Consider the following 3,434-nt stretch of genomic DNA (forward strand, 5'->3'; position numbering starts at 1 on the left):
CAGGGAGTCGATCGCGGACCGGGACACGAAGCCGCGCTCGCGCAGCTCGTCCAGCCACGCCAGCAGGCCGCGGTAGTGGCCGTCGACGTCCAGCACCACCACCGGCTTGGCGTGCATGGCCAGCACCCGCGACGTCCACACCTCGAACAGCTCCTCGCAGGTGCCGATGCCGCCCGGCAGCGCCAGGAACGCGTCGCCGTGCACCTCCATCAACGCCTTGCGCTCGCGCATGGTGTCGACCACCAGCAGCTCGTCCGCGTCGGAGTCGGCCGCCTCGCGGTCCACCAGGCCACGCGGGATCACGCCGGTGGTGCGGGCGCCGCCCTCCCGGGCCGCCCGCGCCACCTCGCCCATCATCGACGTGCGGCCACCGCCCCACGTCAGCGCCCAGCCGCGGGCCGCGATGCCCGCGCCCACCTCCGCCGCCAGGTCCAGGTAGCTGCGCGGCACCGTCTTCTGCGACCCGCAGTACACCGTCACCGTGGTCAATGCGCGTCCGCCCACGCCTTGTGCGCGTCGTTCACCACGCGCACCGCGTCGTCGATGTCGTCGGTCAGGTACAGCAGGTCCAGGTCCTTCTCGCTGACCTTGCCGCTGTCCAGCACCGAGTCCCGCACCCAGTCGTACAGGCCCTGCCAGTAGGCCTTGCCGAACAGCACCACCGGGAACTTCGTGACCTTCTTCGTCTGCACCAGCGTCAACGCCTCGAACAGCTCGTCCAACGTGCCGAAGCCGCCCGGCAGGCAGATGAACGCCTGCGAGTACTTGATGAACATCGTCTTGCGCACGAAGAAGTAGCGGAAGTTCACGCCCAGGTCGACCCACGGGTTCAGGCCCTGCTCGAACGGCAGCTCGATGCCCAGGCCCACGGAGAACCCGCCGGCCTCCGAGCAGCCCCGGTTGACCGCCTCCATCGCACCCGGACCACCGCCGGTGATCACCGCGAACCCGGCCTCGGCCAGCGCGCCGCCCAGCTTGCGGCCGATCTCGTACTCCGGGTGGTCGCGGCCGGTGCGGGCGGAGCCGAAGACCGTCACCGCGCTCGGCACCTCGGCCAGCGCGCCGAAGCCCTCGACGAACTCCGCCTGGATGCGCAGCACCCGCCACGGGTCGGTGTGCACCCAGTCGCTGTGACCGCGCGAGTCCAGCAGCCGCTGGTCCGTCGTGGTCAGCTCGTCGCGGCGCTCGCGACGCAGGACGACCGGTCCGCGCTGCTTCTCCTTGGGGTGCTCGTCCACGCTGTCCGTCATTGCCGGGAGTCTAGCCTCGGGCGACGGTCAGCCCAGGAAGCGGCGCAGCACGTCGGCGCACCGCCGGATCTGGTCCACCGGGACGTTCTCCTGCTGCGTGTGCGCGAGCGTCGGGTCGCCGGGACCGAAGTTCACCGCGGGCATCCCGAGGGCGGCGAACCGGGCCACGTCCGTCCAGCCGAGCTTCGCGACCGGTGTGCCGCCCGCCGCCCGCACCAGCTCCGCGGTGGTCGGTGCGCCCAGGCCCGGCAGCGCGCCCGGCGAGCTGTCGGTGACCGTCACCTCGTAGCCCTCGAACAGCTCCCGCAGGTGCTGCTCGGCCTGCTCCGGGGTGCGGTCGGGGGCGAACCGGTGGTTCACCGTGAGCACGGCGTCGTCCGGCACGACGTTGCCCGCCACCCCGCCGCCGATCCGCACCGCTTGCAGGCCCTCGCGGTACCGGCAGCCGTCGATGTCGACCTCGCGCGGCTCGTAGGCCTCCAGGCGGCGCAGCGGCTCACCGAGGGCGTGGATCGCGTTCACGCCCATCCAGCCGCGCGCGGTGTGGGCGCGGACGCCGCGGGTGCGGACCTCGACGCGCATCGTGCCCTGGCAGCCCGCCTCGATCACCCCGTTGGACGGCTCGCACACGATCGCCAGGTCGCCGTCCAGCCACTCCCGCAGCTCGCGCTCGACCCGACCCAGGCCGTTGCGGACCGCGTCGACCTCCTCGCAGTCGTAGAACACGAACGTGAGGTCGTGGCGCGGGTCGGTGACGGTCGCGGCGAGGTGCAGCATCACCGCGTCACCGCCCTTCATGTCGACCGTGCCGCAGCCGTGCAGGACGCCGTCCTCCAGCCGGGACGGCAGGTTGTCGTTGATCGGCACCGTGTCCAGGTGGCCGGCCAGCACGACGCGGGACGGGCGGCCGAGGTTCGTGCGGGCCAGCACGGCGTTGCCGGACCTGGTCACCTCCAGCGCGGTCTGCTGCTCCAGGGACCGCTGGACGAGGTCCGCGATGCGCTCCTCGTCACCGGAGACGCTGGGCAGGTCCACCAGCGCGGCGGTCAGCTCGACGGGATCGGCGGCGAGGTGCAAGGTGTCGGCCACCCGGCGCACGTTACCGTTGGCACCCGTGAGCACCGCAAACCCCACCGGCGCGTACGGCGTCGGACTCGCCACCGTCACCCCCACCGGCGCCGTGCTGGACGTGTGGTTCCCGTCGCCGTCCCTCGGCGGAGCGGACCCCGGCGTGGCGCTGCTGTCGTCCGCGGAGGTCTCGGCCTCCCTCGGTGAGGCCGCCGCCAAGCAGCTCGGCGCGGACGCCGAGCGGGACGTCGAGGTCATCGGCGTCCGGGTCGGCATCGGGTCGCTGTCCGACGCGCCCACCTCGACCTACGACATGTGGCTGCGGCTGCACCTGCTGTCGACGCGGCTCGTCCGGCCGCACGGCGCGAACCTCGACGGCATGTTCGGGCTGCTCAACAACGTCGTGTGGACGAACTTCGGCCCGTGCGCCGTGGAGGGGTTCGAGGAGACGCGGCTGCGGCTGCGCGCCCGCGGTCCCATCACCGTGTACGGGGTGGACAAGTTCCCCCGGATGGTGGACTACGTCATGCCGACCGGCGTGCGGATCGCGGACGCGGACCGCGTGCGGCTGGGGGCGCACCTGGCGCCCGGCACGACCGTCATGCACGAGGGTTTCGTGAACTTCAACGCGGGCACGCTCGGCACGTCCATGGTGGAGGGCCGCATCTCCGCCGGTGTGGTCGTCGGTGACGGTTCCGACATCGGCGGCGGCGCGTCGATCATGGGCACCCTGTCCGGCGGCGGCAAGCAGGTCATCTCCGTCGGGGAGCGCTGCCTGATCGGCGCGAACGGCGGCGTGGGCATCTCGCTGGGCGACGACTGCGTGGTCGAGGCGGGCCTCTACATCACCGCGGGCACCAAGGTGACCGGCGCGGACGGGACCGTGGTCAAGGCCGGTGAGCTGTCCGGCATGTCGGGCCTGCTGTTCCTCCGCGACTCCACCACCGGCGCGGTCAAGGTCCTCCCCCGCAAGGGCAGCGGCGTGGCCCTGAACGCCGCCCTGCACGCCAACGACTGACCCCTGGGCCTGACCCGTTTTGACGGACATCTGAGATCAGGGGGCGCGTGCCCCCGGAAGGATGTCCCATCATGGAGCCCATGGGCAGGAAGAAGCGG

At 72.2% G+C, this 3,434-nt stretch carries 4 protein-coding genes; 1 reads left to right on the forward strand and 3 read right to left on the reverse strand.

What is annotated here, in order from left to right; all coding sequences use genetic code 11:
- The 3 genes from AB0G02_RS31975 to dapE all read right to left on the reverse strand — a co-directional run.
- A partial coding sequence (locus AB0G02_RS31975) for a TIGR00730 family Rossman fold protein (protein WP_360801557.1) occupies positions 1-480 on the reverse strand: 480 nt, incomplete at its 3' end.
- Between the two features lie 5 nt (positions 481-485).
- Positions 486-1,250 (reverse strand): TIGR00730 family Rossman fold protein, encoded by a 765-nt coding sequence (locus AB0G02_RS31980; protein ID WP_360801560.1) that lies wholly within the window; start codon positions 1,248-1,250, stop codon positions 486-488.
- 27 nt (positions 1,251-1,277) lie between these two features.
- Positions 1,278-2,339 (reverse strand): succinyl-diaminopimelate desuccinylase, encoded by a 1,062-nt coding sequence (gene dapE / locus AB0G02_RS31985; protein WP_360801563.1) that lies wholly within the window; start codon positions 2,337-2,339, stop codon positions 1,278-1,280.
- A gap of 25 nt (positions 2,340-2,364) precedes the next feature.
- Between dapE and dapD the strand changes: the two genes are divergently transcribed.
- Positions 2,365-3,336 (forward strand): 2,3,4,5-tetrahydropyridine-2,6-dicarboxylate N-succinyltransferase, encoded by a 972-nt coding sequence (dapD, locus tag AB0G02_RS31990; RefSeq protein WP_360801566.1) that lies wholly within the window; start codon positions 2,365-2,367, stop codon positions 3,334-3,336.
- Positions 3,337-3,434: the final 98 nt, after the last annotated feature.

The sequence above is a fragment of the Actinosynnema sp. NPDC023658 genome, from assembly GCF_040639995.1.
In the GTDB taxonomy this organism is placed as follows: Bacteria; Actinomycetota; Actinomycetes; order Mycobacteriales; family Pseudonocardiaceae; genus Actinosynnema.